At 63.0% G+C, this 18,085-nt stretch carries 16 protein-coding genes; all 16 read left to right on the plus strand.

The features are described from left to right. Window positions 1–23 precede the first annotated feature (23 nt). On the plus strand, window positions 24–1,160 hold the full coding sequence (locus WA904_RS07270) for an ABC transporter substrate-binding protein (RefSeq protein WP_425196455.1): 1,137 nt from the start codon (window positions 24–26) through the stop codon (window positions 1,158–1,160). Window positions 1,161–1,256: 96 nt separating this feature from the next. Then, window positions 1,257–2,297 carry a branched-chain amino acid ABC transporter permease gene (locus WA904_RS07275; protein WP_425196456.1) on the plus strand — a complete coding sequence of 347 codons (1,041 nt, stop codon included), beginning with the start codon at window positions 1,257–1,259 and terminating at the stop codon, window positions 2,295–2,297. 83 nt (window positions 2,298–2,380) lie between these two features. Next, the gene (locus tag WA904_RS07280) at window positions 2,381–4,150 is read left to right on the plus strand and encodes an ATP-binding cassette domain-containing protein (RefSeq protein WP_425196457.1); all 1,770 of its coding nucleotides are present in this window, start codon (window positions 2,381–2,383) and stop codon (window positions 4,148–4,150) included. Window position 4,151: 1 nt separating this feature from the next. Continuing rightward, the gene (locus WA904_RS07285) at window positions 4,152–4,886 is read left to right on the plus strand and encodes an ABC transporter ATP-binding protein (protein ID WP_425196458.1); all 735 of its coding nucleotides are present in this window, start codon (window positions 4,152–4,154) and stop codon (window positions 4,884–4,886) included. A gap of 106 nt (window positions 4,887–4,992) precedes the next feature. Then, window positions 4,993–6,768: a tannase/feruloyl esterase family alpha/beta hydrolase gene (locus tag WA904_RS07290; protein WP_425196459.1), complete on the plus strand. Its 1,776-nt coding sequence runs from the start codon at window positions 4,993–4,995 to the stop codon at window positions 6,766–6,768. Between the two features lie 44 nt (window positions 6,769–6,812). Then, window positions 6,813–7,298, plus strand: a complete 486-nt coding sequence (locus WA904_RS07295; RefSeq protein WP_425196460.1) for a MarR family winged helix-turn-helix transcriptional regulator — start codon at window positions 6,813–6,815, stop codon at window positions 7,296–7,298. 195 nt (window positions 7,299–7,493) lie between these two features. Next, the gene (locus WA904_RS07300) at window positions 7,494–7,817 is read left to right on the plus strand and encodes a winged helix-turn-helix transcriptional regulator (RefSeq protein ID WP_425196461.1); all 324 of its coding nucleotides are present in this window, start codon (window positions 7,494–7,496) and stop codon (window positions 7,815–7,817) included. 264 nt (window positions 7,818–8,081) lie between these two features. Next, window positions 8,082–8,654, plus strand: a complete 573-nt coding sequence (gene grpE, locus WA904_RS07305; RefSeq protein WP_425196462.1) for a nucleotide exchange factor GrpE — start codon at window positions 8,082–8,084, stop codon at window positions 8,652–8,654. Window positions 8,655–8,789: 135 nt separating this feature from the next. Beyond that, complete coding sequence (gene dnaK / locus WA904_RS07310; protein WP_425196463.1) at window positions 8,790–10,727, plus strand: molecular chaperone DnaK; 1,938 nt, start codon at window positions 8,790–8,792, stop codon at window positions 10,725–10,727. Window positions 10,728–10,841: 114 nt separating this feature from the next. Beyond that, the gene (dnaJ, locus tag WA904_RS07315; protein ID WP_425196464.1) at window positions 10,842–11,984 is read left to right on the plus strand and encodes a molecular chaperone DnaJ; all 1,143 of its coding nucleotides are present in this window, start codon (window positions 10,842–10,844) and stop codon (window positions 11,982–11,984) included. A 193-nt stretch (window positions 11,985–12,177) separates the two neighbouring features. After that, window positions 12,178–13,401: an MFS transporter gene (locus tag WA904_RS07320; RefSeq protein WP_425196465.1), complete on the plus strand. Its 1,224-nt coding sequence runs from the start codon at window positions 12,178–12,180 to the stop codon at window positions 13,399–13,401. 33 nt (window positions 13,402–13,434) lie between these two features. Then, window positions 13,435–14,541, plus strand: coding sequence for an S-(hydroxymethyl)glutathione dehydrogenase/class III alcohol dehydrogenase (locus WA904_RS07325; protein ID WP_425196466.1), 1,107 nt, complete (start codon window positions 13,435–13,437; stop codon window positions 14,539–14,541). Window positions 14,542–14,551: 10 nt separating this feature from the next. Continuing rightward, a complete protein-coding gene (locus WA904_RS07330) occupies window positions 14,552–15,466 on the plus strand; it encodes an alpha/beta fold hydrolase (RefSeq protein ID WP_425196467.1) in 915 nt (304 codons plus the stop codon). Window positions 15,467–15,502: 36 nt separating this feature from the next. Next, window positions 15,503–16,372, plus strand: coding sequence for an S-formylglutathione hydrolase (gene fghA / locus WA904_RS07335; RefSeq protein WP_425196468.1), 870 nt, complete (start codon window positions 15,503–15,505; stop codon window positions 16,370–16,372). 133 nt (window positions 16,373–16,505) lie between these two features. After that, on the plus strand, window positions 16,506–17,297 hold the full coding sequence (locus tag WA904_RS07340; RefSeq protein WP_425196469.1) for a transporter substrate-binding domain-containing protein: 792 nt from the start codon (window positions 16,506–16,508) through the stop codon (window positions 17,295–17,297). A 111-nt stretch (window positions 17,298–17,408) separates the two neighbouring features. Next, the gene (locus tag WA904_RS07345; protein WP_425196470.1) at window positions 17,409–18,077 is read left to right on the plus strand and encodes an amino acid ABC transporter permease; all 669 of its coding nucleotides are present in this window, start codon (window positions 17,409–17,411) and stop codon (window positions 18,075–18,077) included. The last annotated feature ends 8 nt before the right edge of the window (window positions 18,078–18,085 follow it).

The raw sequence follows: 18,085 nt of genomic DNA on the forward strand, positions 1-18,085 counted from the left end.
ATTTTTACAACCGGAGACCTAGCATGACCTTTACCAAATCCATCCTCGCCATCGCCCTGGCTGGTTCGGCGGCTGGCGCCGCCCTGGCCGACATCAACATCGGCGTCACCCTGCCGTTGACAGGCCCAACCTCTGCGCTGGGCATTCCGATCAAGAACTCGATTGCCATGTGGCCCACGAGCATTGGCGGCGAGAAACTCAACGTGATCATTCTTGACGACGCCACCGATCCCACCAACGCCACCAAGAATGCCCGCCGCCTGGTCACGGAGGACAAGGTAGACATCCTCCTCGGATCGGCCGCCACGCCAACGGCCAACGCAGTGGCAGCAGTAGCTGCGGAAACCGGCACCATGCACCTGACCTTTGCGCCCATCGATGTCTCAACCAACAAAGCCCCCTGGTCTTACAACACACCGCAGTCCACCCTGGTGATGTCCCACGCCATCGTGGCCCACATGAAGAAAACCGGCGTCAAGACGGTCGGCTTCCTCGGTTATGCCGACGCCTTCGGTGAGCTCTTCCTGCGCGACATGAAGGTCAAGATGGCCGGAACCGACATGAAGTTCGTGTCCGAAGAGCGTTTTGCCCGCACCGACACCAGCGTGACGGGCCAGGCTCTCAAAGTGACGGCCGGCAACCCCGACGCCATCCTGATCGTCGCCTCCGGCAGCGGTGCGGCCATGCCGCACAAGGCGCTGATCGAGCGCGGCTACAAAGGGAAGATTTACCAAACCCACGGCGCGGCTTCGCGCGACCTGATGCGCGTCGGTGGCAAGGACGTGGAAGGTGCGTTTGTGGTCGCCGGCCCAGGCGTGGTGGCAGAACAGCTGCCCGCCAACCACCCAAGCAAAAAGGTTGCGCTGGCTCACGTGACCGCGTGGGAAAAGGTCTACGGCCCCAACAGCCGCAATCCGTTTGCCGGCCATGCCTATGACGCATCCGTGATCCTGCAGAAGATCATTCCTGTCGCGTTGAAAACCGCCAAACCCGGCACCAAGGAATTCCGCGGTGCGCTGAAAGCGGCACTGGAAAACGCCGGCCCGATTCCGCTGTTCCACGGCACGGTGAACTACACCGCGACCAACCATGCGGGCTATACCGACGACACGGGTGTGATCATGAAAATCGTGGGCGGTGACTGGAAGCTGCAGCCCTGATCCACCGGCACGGCATCACGCGACCGGACGGGCGGGCTGATGCCTGATGCCCGCCTGTCCGGCGCAGGCCTCTCACAGGTTCCCTGAAGGTTATTTATGGATTTTTCAATTGCCAGCATCCTGCTGGTCGACGGCCTCACCAATGGCGCCATTTACGCGCTGTTGGGCCTGGCCACCGTCCTGGTGTTTGCTGTCACCCGGGTGATCTTTATTCCCCAGGGTGAGTTCGTGACCTATGGCGCGCTCACCCTCGCCATCCTGCAGACCGGCAAGGTACCGGGAACCATCTGGCTGTTGCTGCTGCTGGCAGGGCTGGCCGCACTGGCTGAAGCCTGGCAAACCTGGAAGCGTCACCGGCAGCCTGCAGGAGCGCTGCTGGCCGGGCTCAAAGTGCTGGTGCTGCCCACCATGGTGGCCCTGATCACCCTCTGGGCCGCACCCCAGCAGTTTTCATTGCTGGTTCAGGCCCTGCTGTCGGTGTGCATCGTCACCTGCTTCGGTCCGCTGGTGTACCGCCTGGCCTACCAGTCGCTGGCCGACGCCAGTTCGCTGGTGCTGCTGATCGTGTCGGTGGGCGTGCATTTTGCGCTGACCGGTCTGGGGCTGCTGTTCTTCGGCGCCGAAGGGTATCGCAACCCGCCGTTCTGGGATGAACGCTTCAGCCTGGGTGCCGTGAACCTCTCCGGCCAGGCCGTGATCATTGCACTAGCCTCCATGGGGCTGATTGTTTTGCTGTGGCTGTTCTTTGAACGCACCCTGTACGGCAAGGCACTGCGCGCCACCGCGGTGAACCGCCTGGGCGCGCGGCTCATGGGCATTTCGTCCCAAACCGCTGGCCAGCTGACACTGGCGATGGCGGCACTGATAGGTGCGCTTTCGGGCCTGCTCATCGGTCCCACCACCACGGTGTTTTATGACTCCGGTTTTCTCATTGGCCTTAAGGGTTTCGTCGCTGCGGTCATTGGTGGCCTGGCCAGCTACCCCGGTGCCGCCGTGGGTGCGCTGCTGGTAGGCATCATTGAAGCCTTCGGCTCCTTCTGGGCCAGTGCATTCAAGGAAGTGATTGTCTTCACGCTGATCCTGCCCGTGCTGTTCTGGCGCTCGCTCAAGGGCGGCCATTCGGACGAGGAGCACTGAAATGAAATTCCCCCACGTTCACTTCATTCACTGTCCCCTGAAGGGGCACTCAGTGCCCTTCGGGCGGCCGGGCGGGCACTGACATGGTGGCCATCCGAAAATGGGGTCCGTGGGCCCTGATCACCGCGCTGGTGCTGGTCTGTGTTTTGCCCGTGCCGGAGTTCTGGATCACCCAGCTCAACTACATCGGCATCTCCAGCCTGACCGTGCTGGGCCTGATCCTGCTGACCGGCATTGGCGGCCTGACCTCCTTCGGGCAGGCGGCCTTTGTGGGCATAGGCGCCTACACCAGTGCCTACCTGACGGTGAACGCCGGGCTCTCGCCCTGGGTCACGCTGCTCGTCGGCCTGGGCCTGACTGCGGCCTGCGCCGTGGTGCTGGGCTGGATCACGCTGCGCATGTCGGGCCATTACCTGCCGCTGGCCACGCTGGCCTGGGGGCTCTCGCTGTACTACACCATGGGCAACCTGGAAGCGCTGGGCAAATACGACGGCATCCTGGGCGTGACCGGCCTGTCGGTATTCGGCTGGCAACTGGGCCAGGGCCGGGTTTACCTGCTGCTGACCTGGGGCCTGGTGCTGCTGGGCACCCTGGCGCTGATACACCTGCTCGATTCACGCGTAGGCCGCGCCATCCGCTCCCTCAAGACGGGCTCGCAAATGGCCGAGTCCATGGGCATAGACACCTTGCGCTTCAAGATCGGCATCTTCCTGATTGCGGCGCTGTTTGCTTCCCTGTCCGGCTGGCTGTACGCGCACTTCCAGCGCTCGGTCAACCCTTCGCCTTTCGGCGTGCATGTAGGCATTGAGTACCTGTTCATGGCCGTGCTCGGCGGCGCGGGCCATGTCTGGGGCGCCATCACCGGCGTGGCCATCACCAAACTCATGGCCGACCAGTTGCAGGTGCTGCTACCGCGGCTTATCGGCACCAGCGGCAGTTACGAAATCATCGTGTTCGGCGTGTTGCTGGTCCTGACACTCAAGTACGCGCCGGACGGTATCTGGGCCTTTGTGGACCGCAAGCTTCCCAAGCCACCGCGCAAGGTGGACTGGCAGGACGCCGCCCCGTTGCCGCACCGCGCCAAGCCGGCCGCCGGCGAGATCGTGCTGCAGGCCAGCAATATCCGCAAGGAGTTCGGCGGCCTGGTCGCGGTCAACGACATCAACTTCTCGGTGGCCTCGGGCCAAATCGTCGGGCTGATCGGGCCCAACGGCGCCGGCAAGTCCACCACTTTCAACCTGATCACCGGCGTGCTGTCGCTGACGCGCGGCAGCGTGAGCTTCCGCGGCGAACCGATCAGCGGCCTGCCTTCTCGCGAGATTGCCAAACGCGGCATTTCGCGCACCTTCCAGCACGTCAAGATGATTGCGGACATGACGGTGCTCGAAAACGTGGCGCTGGGCGCGCACCTGCGCGGCAGCAAGGGCGCACCGTCGGCCATGCTGCGGCTGGACCGCACGGAAGAACAGCGCCTGCTGCGCGAGGCCGAGCAGCAGCTGCGCCGCGTCGGCATGGGCAACCACCTGCATGAGCTGGCCGGCAACCTGGCCATGGGCCAGCAGCGGCTGCTGGAGATTGCGCGCGCGCTGTGCAACGACCCGGCCCTGCTGCTGCTCGACGAACCCGCCGCCGGTTTGCGCTACCTCGAAAAGCAGGCGCTCATTGATGTGTTGCGCCAGCTCAAGGCCGAGGGCATGAGCATCCTGCTGGTCGAACACGACATGGACCTGGTCATGCAGGTCACCGACCGCATCGTGGTCATGGAATTCGGCACCCGCCTGATCGAAGGCACACCTGAAGAGATCCAGGCCAGCCCGGCGGTACGCGCCGCCTACCTCGGCACAGAACACTAGCATGAGCACCCCTCTTCTCCAAGTCAAAAATCTCCACGCCGGCTACGGCAAGGCCGAAGTCCTGCGCGGCATCGACCTGCAGGCCGATGCCGGCAGCATCATCACCGTCATCGGCCCCAATGGCGCTGGCAAGTCCACCTTGCTCAATGCCCTCATGGGCATCCTGCCCGCAACCGGCAGCATTGAGTATGCGGGGCAGTCCATCATTGGCTTGCCGCTGGAAGAACGCGTCATGCTGGGCATTGCGCTGGTGCCAGAAAAGCGCGAGCTGTTCGGCAGCATGTCGGTGGAAGACAACCTCGTGCTCGGCGCCTTCCGTCAGGTGCGGTTGCGCAACAAAGCCTGGCGCGACCAGATGGACGTAGTGTTCGACCTGTTCCCGCGCCTGAAGGAGCGCCGTGCCCAGGAAGCCGGCACGCTGTCAGGCGGTGAACGACAGATGCTGGCCCTGGGGCGGGCCCTGATGTCGCGGCCTTCGCTGCTGATGCTCGACGAACCCAGCCTGGGCCTGGCGCCGCTGATCGTGCGGGAAATTTTCCACACCATCGAGGCGCTGCGCAAAACCGGCGTCACCACCTTGCTGGTCGAGCAGAATGCGCGCGCTGCATTGGAAGCCGCCGACCACGGCTACGTTCTGGAGATGGGAGAAATTGGATTGAGCGGCCCGGCAGCCGAACTGGCGAGCGATCCGCGCGTGGTGGACACCTACCTGGGTGCGGCGCGGAAGAAAGCCTGATCCTCTTAGAAAAAACAGCAATTTCCCTTTGTCGTTATTACAAAGTTTGCTATGAATTTTGAAGCACCCATCTGACCCCAAGCAAGGCTGAACCTCAGGAGACATCATGCCAACCGCCATCCATCACCTCACAGCGTTCTCCCGCGAACTAAGGCTCGCAGCTGCGTCGGCCGGTGTTCTGATGCTGGCCGCCTGCGCCAGCGCGCCGACAACGCCCGTCCGGCCCGCCAGCGGTGCCAACGCGGCCATGTCTTGTGATGCATTGACAGCCCGTTTCAGCTTTGCCGGTACCCGGCTTCTGTCGACCCAGCGCGTGGAAGCCGGCCAGCTCAAGTTGCCGGGCATAGCCCAGGCCATGCCCGAGCACTGCGTGATCAAAGGCGCAATGAATGAGCGTACCGGTCCGATTGACGGCAAGCCCTATGCGATCGGTTTTGAGATGCGGCTGCCCACGACCTGGAACGGCCGCTTCTTTTACCAAGCCAACGGCGGGCTGGATGGTTTTCAAACCCCGGCGTATGGCGACATCCTCGGGGGTGGTCCGGCCAGTAACGGTTTGCTCAAGGGGTTCGCCGTCATCAGCTCGGACGCCGGCCATGCCTTTGACCGCAGCTCGGCCATCGGGGGCGCCACCTTCGCGCTGGATCCCCAGGCGCGGCTGGACTATGGCTACAACACCGTGGCGCAACTCACGCCCATGGCTAAGGCGCTGATTCAAACCTACTACGGCAAGCCGCCTGACACCTCCTACCTGGTCGGTACCTCGAATGGCGGACGCCACGGTTTCGTGGCCGCTTCGCGCCTGCCGCGCGACTACAACGGCATCCTGGTGAGCACACCGGGCTATCGTTTGCCCCTGGCAGCGGTGGCACAAGTGTGGGACGCCCAGCAGTTTGCATCCATCGCGCGCCCCAACCCCGCCACCGGCCGGCCTGATCTGCGCACGGCCTTCCCGCCCGCCGACTTGGCACTGGTGGCGCGCAGCATCCTCACGCGCTGCGATGCGCTGGACGGCGTGGCAGACGGCATCGTGGCCGACCTGCAGGCATGCCAGGCGGCATTTGATGCTGAACGAGACATCCCGTCCTGCTTGTCCGGCGCCCCGGTTGGCGGAACCTGCCTGAGTGCGGTGCAAAAATCCGTGTTGGCCAAAGTACTGGCCGGCCCCAAGGACAAGGCAGGCGCCGCAGTCTATGCCGGCCTACCCGCGGATCCGGGCATCGCCGGCAATGACTGGGCCAGCTGGAAATTTGTCAACAGCGTCGGACCGCGCGATGCGATTGCGCTGGCCTTCGTTTTCACCACACCGCCATCATCACCCACCGTCATGACCGGGCAAGGCAACACCTTGATTGACTACGCCCTGAGCTTCAACCTCGAAACCGACCTTCCCAAACTCCGGGCCACCAGTGGCGCCTACCGGGAGTCGGCCATGAGTTTCATGACGCCTCCGGATACCGGCATGCGCCAGTTCGTTGCCCACGGCGGCAAGTTGCTGGTGTTCCATGGCACGGCAGACCCGGTGTTTTCAGCCCTCGACACTATCGCCTGGCATGACGCCTTCCGCGGCATTCATGGTGCCGCCGCGGATCGCCACGCCCGCCTGTTTCTTGTCCCCGGTATGAACCACAGCCGCGGCGGGCCAGCCACCGATCAGATGGACATGGTGGATGCGCTGGTGGCTTGGGTAGAGAGCGGGCAGGCGCCCGACGCCGTGGTGGCCCGGGCGCGCGGACCGGGATCGGCCGTGCCCAATCCCGAAGTACCCGCAAACTGGAGCCCCACGCGCAGCCGCCTTCTCTGCCCCTATCCACAGGTGCCCCGTTACGCGGGCCGTGGCGATACGGAAAGTGCCGCCAGTTTTACCTGCACGGCGCGCTGATATTTTTTTCCCGCACAACCTCTGACCAACAGCCCCAACAGCCCATGAGTGCCCGCGACCTTCCCCGATCTTCCCGTCCGGCAACCACAGCCACCGCCACGGTGGAGCAAGTCGATACCAGCTACCTCGAGGGCCTGCTTGGCTACAACGCCCGCCGCGCGGCACTGGCCGTCATCGAAGTGTTCATGGTGCGCATGGCTCCCTACGCCCTGCGTCCCGTGGATTTTTCGGTGCTGTCCCTGATCACGCACAACCCCGGCATCACCTCGCGCCAACTCTGCACGGCGTTGGGCATCCAGCCGCCCAACCTGGTGGCCATGGTCAATGCCCTGGAGAAACGCGAGTTGATCGCACGCAAACCGCATCCGCGCGACGGCCGGGCCATGGGCCTGCACCTGACCGCCAGCGGTAAAAAACTCATGCGCGAGGCCGAAAACACGGCGGTGGGGCTGGAAGCCGATGTCGCGTCCCGCCTGTCGGCCGGTGAGGCGAAAACCCTGATTAGGCTGTTGCAGAAGGTTTACCTCTGAGGCCTGGGGCCGCCGCAGACCGGGCGCCCCTTAGCCTATCCGGCATAACTTTTCAAGCCTTTTTGGCTGTCAGGCTACATCCTGCGGGCGCGGGTAGCTATAAAACTAGTAGCAGCCAGAAATTTGCGCTATATTTCGCTTCAAGCGCGTGCTTACCGATTAACTGTGACAAAAACGTGACCAGGAGATGCCCCCATGAGTGCCAAAGAAAATGCCGCCGTCGGACAACTGTTTGAACTGTTTGAATCGCGCTACGCGCTTCGCGTACTGTGGGCACTCAAAGACGGCCATCCACAAACCTTCCGGCTGCTGCAGGACAGCATTGGCAGCATCACGCCCAACACCCTGAACACCCGCATCAAGGAACTGCGCGCCGCCGGCCTGATGGGTCACGGCAATGACGGCTATATCGTCACCGCCCTCGGCAGCGACCTGCTCAAGCGCCTGAACGATGTGCAGGCCTTTGCCGCCAAGTGGTCCGCCAGCCAGACCAAGGTCAGCGCCATCAAGAAAAAATAAGGCGCAGCCACCCCCAAAAGACAGGCCCTGCGCCTGTCTTTTTATTGGGGCCAGCGCTTCCGGCGCCGGTTTTTGTGCATAAAATCGGCCTCCCGCCCTTTTCCTGCCTGCGCAGGCAGCTATTTATTTCATAGCATGCGGCCCTCATGCCGGCCTGCCCTTGTGCGGCGCCTGCCTAACATCTGGCGCCATTCCCTTGTCTTGAAAAGGGCTTTGCCGCCCCCAGCTAGCGCTCTTGTCCTTCTGAACAACCTGTCTCCGACCATGTCCGACAACAACCAACCCGAACAAAATCAAGAACTTACAGGCGCACCCAGCCCGGAAGAGCTGGAAGCTGCCCAGGCTGCCAACGAAGCCGACGCGCTGGCAGCCGCCCAGGCCGACCTGGCCGCGCTGCAGGCTAAAAACACCGAGCTGGCTGACAACTTCCTGCGCGCCAAGGCCGAGGCCGAAAATGCCCGCCGCCGCGCCGACGATGAAATTGCCAAGGCGCGCAAGTTCGCCGTCGAAAGTTTTGCGGAAAGCCTGCTGCCTGTCACCGACAGCCTGGAAGCCGGGCTGCTGCAGCCGGACGCCACGGCCGCGCAGATCCGTGAAGGCACCGAGGCCACGCTCAAGCAGCTCAAGAGCGCGCTGGAGCGCAACAAGGTGATCGAGATCAACCCCGCCAGCGGCAGCAAGTTCGACCCGCACCAGCACCAAGCCATCAGCATGGTGCCGCTGCCGCCGGAATCCACCCAGGAAGCCAACACCGTGGTCAGCGTGCTGCAAAAAGGCTACCTGATCGCCGACCGCGTGCTGCGGCCCGCGCTGGTCACGGTGGCGGCCCCGAAATAAGTTCGGCAATTGATGGAGGCGCACTTGAAACACGCGAAGTTATCCACAAGTCATCAACATGGCCTTGGGGCCAAGGGCTGAATCAACAGCCATACCGTATTCAAACAACTTAACCAAGAAATCTAGGAGTGAATCATGGGCAGAATCATCGGCATCGATTTGGGCACCACCAACAGCTGCGTGGCAGTGATGGAGGGCAATGTTCCCCGCGTCATCGAAAACTCGGAAGGCGCACGCACCACCCCGTCGGTGGTGGCTTACCTCGAAAACGGAGAAGTGCTGGTCGGTGCCTCGGCCAAGCGCCAGGCCGTGACCAACCCCAAGAACACGCTGTACGCCGTCAAGCGCCTGATCGGCCGCAAGTTCACCGAGAAGGAAGTGCAAAAGGACATCGACCTGATGCCCTACAAGATCGTGGCGGCCGACAACGGCGACGCCTGGATCGAAGTGCACGGCAAGAAGATGTCGCCCCAGCAGGTCAGCGCCGACATCCTGCGCAAGATGAAAAAGACCGCCGAAGACTACCTCGGCGAGCCGGTCACCGAAGCGGTGATCACCGTGCCTGCGTACTTCAACGACGCACAGCGCCAGGCCACGAAAGACGCCGGCCGCATTGCGGGCCTGGACGTCAAGCGCATCATCAACGAGCCCACCGCCGCGGCGCTGGCCTTCGGCATGGACAAGCAGGAAAAAGGCGACCGCAAGATCTCGGTCTATGACCTGGGCGGCGGCACCTTCGACATCTCCATCATCGAGATTGCCGATGTGGACGGCGAAAAACAGTTCGAAGTGCTTTCCACCAACGGTGACACCTTCTTGGGCGGCGAAGACTTCGATCAGCGCATCATCGACTTCATTATTGCCGAGTTCAAGAAAGAACAAGGCGTGGACCTGGGCAAGGACGTGCTGGCCCTGCAGCGCCTGAAGGAAGCCGCTGAAAAGGCCAAGATCGAGCTGTCGAGCAGCGCGCAGACCGACATCAACCTGCCCTATATCACGGCCGATGCCTCGGGCCCGAAACACCTGAACATCAAGATGACCCGCTCCAAGCTGGAGCAGCTGGTCGAAGAGCTGGTCGAGCGCACCATTGCGCCCTGCCGCGTGGCCATGAAAGACGCCAGCGTCAGCGGCGGCGACATCCATGACGTGATCCTGGTCGGCGGCCAGACCCGCATGCCCAAGGTGCAGGACAAGGTCAAGGAATTCTTCGGCAAGGACCCGCGCAAGGACGTGAACCCCGACGAAGCTGTGGCTGTTGGCGCCGCGATCCAGGGCCAGGTGCTCTCGGGCGACCGTACCGACGTGCTGCTGCTCGACGTCACACCGCTGTCCCTGGGCATCGAGACCATGGGTGGCGTGATGACCAAGATGATCAAGAAGAACACGACCATCCCGACCAAGTTTGCGCAGACTTTCTCGACCGCTGAAGACAACCAGCCGGCCGTGACCATCAAGGTCTACCAGGGCGAGCGCGAGCTGGCCTCCGGCAACAAGGCGTTGGGCGAGTTCAACCTTGAAGGCATTCCGCCTGCCGCCCGCGGCACGCCGCAAATTGAAGTGTCCTTCGACATCGACGCGAACGGCATTCTGCACGTGGGCGCCAAGGACAAGGGCACCGGCAAGGAAAACAAGATCACCATCAAGGCCAACTCCGGTTTGTCCGAGGCAGAGATCCAGCAGATGGTGAAGGATGCCGAACTGCACGCCGCCGACGACAAGCAGCGTGTTGAATTTGTGCAGGCCAAGAACAATGCCGAAGCCATGGTGCACAGCGTGAAAAAATCGCTGACCGAATACGGCGACAAGCTGGATGCCGGCGAGAAGGAAAAAATCGAGGCCGCCATCAAGGACATGGAAGAAGCGCTCAAGGGTGAAAGCAAGGACGCCATCGACGCGAAAAATGCGGCCCTCATGGACGCCAGCCAGAAGCTCGGCGAAAAGATGTACGCCGACATGCAGGCTTCGCAGGCAGCGCAAGCGGGTGGCACAGGCGGCGGCGAAGAGGCGGCAGCCCAACCGGCCGCCGACGACAATGTGGTGGACGCCGAAGTCAAGGAAGTCAAAAAGGGCTGATCCCCTGTTTGATGTTTAGCCTCCGGGCAGCGAAGCGGAATCGGGGGCTTTCCCCGCATTCCGCTTTGCCGCATCCGGGGCACAGGAATCCCTCCCACTGAACACGCAATTCCCATGGCCATCAAAAAAGACTATTACGACACGCTGGGTGTTCCGAAAAACGCCAGCGACGAGGACATCAAGAAAGCCTATCGCAAGCTGGCGATGAAGCACCACCCCGACCGCAACCAGGGTGACGGCAAGGTGTCGGAGGAGAAATTCAAGGAAGCCAAGGAGGCCTACGAGATGCTGTCCGACGCGCAGAAGCGCGCGGCCTACGACCAGTACGGCCACGCGGGCGTGGACCCGAACCGCGGCGGTGGGCCCGGTGCGGAAGGCTTTGGCGGTTTTGCCGAGGCTTTCGGCGATATCTTCGGCGACGTATTCGGCGCCCAGCAGGGCCGCGGCGGCCAGCGCGGCGGCCGCCAGGTCTACCGCGGCGGCGACCTCAGCTACGCCATGGAAGTCACGCTGGAAGAAGCGGCCACCGGCAAGGATGCGCAGATCCGCATCCCGAGCTGGGACAACTGCAGCACCTGTCACGGCACCGGCGCCAAACCCGGCACCAAGGTAGTCACCTGCACCACCTGCCATGGCCATGGCGTGGTGCAGATGCGCCAGGGCTTTTTCAGCGTGCAGCAGACCTGTCCGCAGTGCAAGGGCACCGGCAAGCTGATTCCCGAGCCCTGCGTCGCCTGCCATGGCGTCGGCAAGACCAAAACCAACAAGACCCTGGAAGTCAAGATTCCGGCCGGCATCGACGACGGCATGCGCATCCGTTCGACCGGCAACGGCGAGCCTGGCACCAATGGCGGCCCGCCAGGCGACCTCTACATCGAGATCCGGCTGAAGAAACACGACATCTTCGAGCGCGACGGCGACGACCTGCACTGCGTGGTGCCCATCGGCATGGCCGCGGCGGCGCTGGGTGGCGAGATCGAGGTGCCCACGCTGGCCGGCAAGGCCGCCATCGACATTCCCGAAGGCACGCAGACCGGCAAGCAGTTCCGCCTGCGCGGCAAGGGCATCAAGGGCGTGCGCTCCAGCTACCCGGGCGACCTGTATTGCCACATCACGGTGGAAACGCCGGTCAAGCTCACCGAGCACCAGCGCAAGCTGTTCAAGGAACTCGACGAGTCCTTGAAAAAAGGCGGCGCCAAACATTCGCCCACCGAAGAAAGCTGGACCGACAAACTCAAGGGCTTTTTCAGCGCCTGATCCAGCGCCTGGAGCAAGGGCCACAAAGCTATCGACTTGATAGCTGCGTGCGCCCGTACCGCCTGGGCTACAGGCCAATTTCATTCCTTGCCGGTCGTACATCCCCAGCCTGCCTCGGGGTTGTTGCGCACCGGCGCGGCGCAAGGCGTCGCGCTCCGATAAAGTCGGGGGCTGCCCTCTCCCGCTTTTCCTGATGTCCACTCCCCTTTCCCCCAAACGCGAGCTCTGGCTCCTCATCACGCTGGCCGGCATCCAGTTCACGCACATCGTGGACTTCATGGTCATGATGCCGCTGGGTCCGCAGTTCACGCAGATCTTCAACATCAGCGACGCGAAGTTCGGCCTGCTGGTCTCGGCCTACACCTTTGCCGCAGGCGCATCAGGCCTGCTCGCATCGCTCTACGTGGACCGCTTCGGACGAAAAAACCTGCTGCTGGTGCTGTACCTGCTGTTTGCGCTGGCCACGCTGGCCTGCGGCATGGCACCCAGCTATGACAGCCTGCTGCTGGCGCGTGTGGCCGCCGGCACCTTCGGCGGCGTGCTGGCGGCCCTGTCGCAGACCATCATTGCGGATGTGATTCCCTTCGAGCGGCGCGGCCGCGCGATGGGCATCGTGATGTCTTCCTTCTCCCTGGCGTCCGTTGCCGGGGTTCCGCTCAGCCTGTTTCTGGCGGCGCAGTTCGGCTGGCACGCACCGTTTTTTGCCATTGCCGCCACCTGCGGCGTGCTGGCGCTCGGCGCCTGGCTGACCTTGCCGGCGCTGGCGGGCCACCTGGAGCACCAGCGCAGCTCGCCCGTCGCCGGCATCGTGCAGGTTCTGCGGGACACCAACCACCTGAAGGCTTTCGTATTCACCGCATTGCTGATGTTCGGCGGCTTCGCCATCATTCCCTACATCACCATTTTCATCACGGCCAACGGCGGCTTCACGGTCCAGCAGGTGCCGTATCTCTACCTGTGCGGTGGCGCGGCCACGCTGGTCACCGCGCGTTTCATAGGCCGTTTGACGGACTCGGTGGGCAAGGCCAGGATGTTCAGCTACATGGCAGTCCTCGCCCTCGCCCCCATGCTCCTGCTGAGCCAGAGCGCCGGTTTCGGCGTGTGGGGCATTCTGGTGGTCACCACGGCTTTGTTTATCGGCATGAACGGGCGCATGGTGCCGGGCATGGCGCTGGTAGCCAGCGCCGCCAACCCGCAACTGCGCGGCACCTTCATGGCACTCAATGCCTCGGTGCAATCGGCCGCCATGGGCGCTGCCGCCTTTGTCGGCGGCCTCATCATCAGCCGCGACGCGCAAGGGCTGGTCCAGCACTACTGGGGCAATGCACTGGTGGGCGTTGTGGCCACGGTGCTCAGCCTCATGCTGGTGCAAAAGCTGCATCTCTACGGCGCCCCCTCCGCATCCGCGATAAAGTAGCCTGATTTCCAAATCAACTTCCTCCAAGCCCTCATGAAAACCAAAGCCGCCGTCGCCTGGAAATCCGGCCAAGCCCTGACCATTGAAACCGTCGATCTGCAGGGCCCGAAGTTTGGCGAGGTACTGGTCGAAATCAAGGCCACCGGCATCTGCCACACCGACTACTACACGCTGTCGGGTGCGGACCCGGAAGGCATCTTCCCGGCCATCCTCGGCCATGAAGGTGCGGGCATCGTGGTTGACGTCGGCCCCGGCGTGACCACGCTCAAAAAAGGCGACCACGTCATCCCGCTGTACACGCCGGAATGCCGCCAGTGCAAATTCTGCCTCTCGCGCAAGACCAACCTGTGCCAGCTGATTCGCGGCACCCAGGGCAAGGGCCTGATGCCCGACGCCACCAGCCGCTTCAGCCTGGACGGCAAGCCCATCTTCCACTACATGGGGACCAGCACCTTCAGCAACTACACGGTGGCGCCCGAGATCTCGCTGGCCAAGATCCGCGAGGACGCACCTTTCGACAAGGTCTGCTACATCGGTTGCGGCGTGACCACCGGCATAGGCGCGGTGCTGTTCACCGCCAAGGTCGAGGCCGGTGCCAACGTCGTCGTCTTCGGCCTGGGCGGCATCGGCCTGAACGTGATCCAGGGCGCGAAGATGGTGGGCGCCGACAAGATCATCGGCGTGGACATCAACCCCGCGCGACAGGAGATGGCGCGCAAGTTCGGCATGACGCACTTCATCAACCCGAAGAACACCGAGAACGTGGTTGACGCCATCGTGCAGCTGACCGACGGCGGCGCTGACTACAGCTTCGAATGCATAGGCAACACCAAGGTGATGCGCCAGGCGCTGGAATGCACCCACAAGGGCTGGGGCCGCAGCATCATCATCGGCGTGGCCGAGGCCGGCGCCGAGATCAGCACCCGCCCCTTCCAGCTGGTCACCGGCCGCAAGTGGGAAGGCTCGGCCTTCGGCGGCGCACGCGGCCGCACCGACGTGCCGAAAATTGTGGACTGGTACATGGAAGGCAAGATCAATATCGACGACCTGATCACGCACACCATGCCGCTGGAGGACATCAACAAGGGCTTCGAGCTGATGAAAAGCGGCGAGTCGATCCGCGGCGTGGTTCTGTACTGAACGGCACACCATGAACCTGCTTCAGCCCCTGCGCCACATCACCGCCGGCGTGCTGGACGTGGCGCTGTACGAAGCCGGGCCGGCCGATGGCCCGCCTGTGTTCCTGATGCACGGCTTTCCCTACGACATCCATGCCTATGCCGAAGTGGCGCCCCTGCTGGCCGCCCAGGGGTGCCGCGTTTATGTGCCTTACCTGCGCGGCTACGGTGCCACGCGTTTCCTGGACGATGCCACGCCGCGTTCGGGCGAGCAGGCGGCACTGGGCGCCGACCTGCTGGCCCTGATGGATGCGCTGGCAGTTCCACGTGCGGTGCTGGCAGGTTACGACTGGGGCGGCCGCGCGGCCTGCGTGGTTGCGGCCCTCTGGCCCGAGCGCTGCGCGGGCCTGGTTTCGCTGAACAGCTACAACATCCAGAACATCGCCAAGGCCATGGTGCCGGACACGCCGGAAAACGAGCGCAGCCTCTGGTACCAGTATTACTTTCACAGCGAACGGGGCCGCGCCGGGCTGGCGTCGAACCGGCGCGCGCTGTGCGGCCTGTTGTGGAAGCTGTGGTCTCCCACCTGGAAGTTCGATGCCGACACCTTCGAGCGCAGTGCTGCCGCCTTCGAACACCCCGACTTCGTGGACGTTGTCATCCATTCCTACCGCCATCGCTTCGGCCTGGTGGCCGGTGATCCGGCGCTGGCCGGCATCGAGCAGCGGCTGGCCGCACAACCGGCCATCACCGTCCCCAGCATCACCTTCGACGGCACCGACGACGGCGTGCGGCCCCCTGCCCCGGCCGCACAACATGCGCGCCAGTTCGCAGGCCCCCGTTCCCACCGCATCGTGCCCGGTGCAGGCCACAACCTGCCGCAGGAAAAACCGCAGGTGTTTGCCGGCGCCGTGCTCGAGCTGGTAGAACAGCGCCTGGTGGTTTGAGGCAAAAACTCTGCCGAATGAAAGGACGCCCTGGCCATGAACACCCTGCCCGAACTCCTCAGCGAACATGCCTGCTTCGGCGGCGTACAGCGGTTTTACCAGCACGCCTCCAGGGCCATCGGCCTGCCCATGAAGTTTTCGGTGTTCCTGCCGCCGCAAACCATGATCGAGGAAGCCGGGGGCAAGGTACCCGCGCTGATTTACCTGGCGGGCCTGACCTGCAATGAAGAAACCTTCATGACCAAGGCAGGTGCCCAGCGCTTGGCCGCCACCCTCGGCCTGGCCTTGATCGCGCCGGACACCAGCCCGCGCGGTGCCAACCTTCCCGGCGACACCGACAGCTGGGACTTCGGCGTCGGTGCAAGTTTTTACCTCGACGCCACGCGGGCACCCTGGTCGCTGAACTATCGCATGGAGAGCTACATCACCGCCGAGCTGTTGCCGCTGCTCACGCATACCCTGCCCCTCAACCCCGGCCGGATCGGCATCTTCGGCCACTCGATGGGCGGGCACGGCGCACTGACGCTGGCGCTCAGGCACGCAGGTCTCTTCAAGTCGGTCTCGGCCTTTGCGCCGGTCTGCGCGCCCAGCCAGTGTCCGTGGGGCCGCAAGGCTTTCACCGGTTACCTGGGCAAGGACGAATCCATCTGGGCGGCGCACGATGCCACCGCGCTCATGAGCGGCTTGCACGCGGCACCCTATCCGGGCGGCATCCTGGTTGACCAGGGCCTGGCCGACAAATTCCTGATCGAGCAGTTGCATCCGCAGCTGTTTGAAGCGGCCTGCGCCCAAGCCGGTCAGGCCTTGCAATTGCGCTGGCACCCGGGTTATGACCACAGTTATTACTTCATCGCCACCTTCATGGCCGACCACCTGAACCACCACGCCCGGCAGTTGTCGGAGTGATCCTGCCAGCGCCCGGTGCGCTCAATTACCCGATCTGCATCAGGGATTTCCAGGCGTTCGCCTGCCATTTCCGGGTAGCAGTTTTAATATTCATTTTTCTTGCAAGATTTAATTTTTATACGAATAAGAGAATATGAATATCCGCAACCTACTGACCTCGACCCTTCTCCTCCCCCTGGCTTTGGTGGCCAGCGCTGCTGGCGCCGCTGACTTGCTGGACACCGTCAAGCAGCGCGGCACCTTGAGGGTTGCGCTGGAAGGCACTTACCCGCCTTTCAACTACAAGGAAAACGACCAGCTCGCCGGCTTTGAGGTGGAGCTTGCCCATGCGCTGGCGCAAAAGCTGGGTGTCAAGGCCGAGTTCACCACCAGCGAATGGAGCGCCATCCTCGCCGGTTTGCAGGCCGGCAAATACGATGTCGTCATCAATCAGGTCGGCATCACCGACAAGCGCAAGGAAACCTTTGATTTTTCCGAGCCCTACACCGTCTCCAGTCCGCAGCTGATCGTTCGCAAGGACGAGAAACGCGAGTTCAGGACACTGGCCGACCTCAAAGGCAAAAAACTTGGCCTGGGCCAGGGCACCAACTTTGCCGACATCGCCAAAAAGGAAGGCGGCATCGATATCAGAACCTATCCCGGTGCGCAGGAGTATCTGCAGGATCTGGCCCTGGGCCGCATCGATGCAGCGCTGAACGACAGCCTGCTGATCCCCTACATCGTGAAAAAAACCAAGCTGCCCCTCAAGCCCGGCGCGCCCGTCGGCGAGCTGGAAAAATCCGGCATTCCCTTTGTCAAGAACAATCCGAAGTTCAAGGCCGCCATCGACAAGGCGCTCGCCGATCTGCGTGCAGACGGCTCGTTTGCCAAAATCTCCAACAAGTGGTTTGACCGCGACGTGAGCAAGCCGCCCATCGCCAGGTGAGAAATCAGTAGAACCAAGTACCATTCATTCAGCCGCGCGCACTGGCACCAGCGCCAACGACGCCTGAAGCACCCCGGCCTGTGGCCGGGGTTTTTATTTGTGGAGACTGCCATGGAATTTTCCGGTGTGACCGAATTACTGCGCGACGCCTTGCCCGTGATGCTCAAAGGCGCCGGATGGACATTGCTGCTGGCCGTGACGTCCGTTTTTTTTGGCGCGGTCATCGGCACCGTGGTCGCCATCACGCGGCTGGCGAAAGTGCCTGGCCTTGCGCAATTGGCAGCGCTGTATGTCAGCTGTATGCGCGGCACCCCGCTGCTGGTGCAGCTCTTCGTGATCTACTTCGGCCTGCCCAGCATCGGCATCCAGTTCGACCCGATCACGGCAGGCATCCTGGGGCTCAGCCTCAACGTCGGAGCCTACCTGTCGGAAACCATACGCGGCGCCATCAACGGCGTGGAACACGGGCAATGGAACGCCGCCCGCAGCCTGGGACTGACACAAACGCAGACGCTGCGCTACGTCGTCGGCCCGCAAGCCCTGCGGCTGGCTGTGCCCAGCCTCTCCAACAGCCTGATCAGCCTGATCAAGGACACCTCGCTGGTCTCGGTGATTGCTGTGAGTGAGCTGATGCTGGCCACCAAGGAAGTCATCGCCACCACCTTCCAGCCTTTTCCGCTCTACCTGGCGGCGGCGGCCATGTACTGGGCCATGAGCGCATCGTTTGAAACGCTGCAGACAAAACTGGAAGTGCGGCTCAATCGCAGCTACCTGCGTTAAACCGCAAA

This window comes from Polaromonas sp. (assembly GCF_049790275.1).
Classification (GTDB): domain Bacteria; phylum Pseudomonadota; class Gammaproteobacteria; order Burkholderiales; family Burkholderiaceae_C; genus Polaromonas.